This window comes from Dietzia massiliensis, assembly GCF_018390595.1.
In the GTDB taxonomy this organism is placed as follows: Bacteria; Actinomycetota; Actinomycetes; order Mycobacteriales; family Mycobacteriaceae; genus Dietzia; species Dietzia massiliensis.
Map to the genome: position 1 here is coordinate 1 of NZ_JAHBAV010000317.1, position 357 is coordinate 357.

At 37.3% G+C, this 357-nt stretch carries 1 protein-coding gene; it reads left to right on the forward strand.

The annotated features are described in order from the left end of the window. On the forward strand, window positions 1-357 hold a 357-nt coding region (locus KHA85_RS20670), incomplete at both ends, for a S8 family serine peptidase (protein WP_213186738.1).

The window sequence follows — 357 nt, forward strand, 5'->3', positions numbered from 1 at the left end:
AAACTTATTTGTAGAAGGTTGGGGAAGTTGGTTCCATGGTTTTGATGAAACTGGTTTTTCAGAAGATGTACAACAAGATATTTTAAATGGAGATTTCTATTATAACTCTAAAGTTCCATTCTCTGTTGATTATGCTTGCGGTGATTTAGATGCATGGGATGGGGATTCTAGTAGTCATGGTACACATGTTAGTGGAATTGTTGCCGGTAATGGCGGTGAAGGTTATGATGAAATTTCCGGCGTTAAAGGTGCCGCTTATGATGCTCAAATCATGTTCTTTAAAGTATTTGATGAAAATGATGATTTTGGTCAAGAATCTGATGAAGCCGTATTTGCTGCTTTGGATGATGCAGTTAC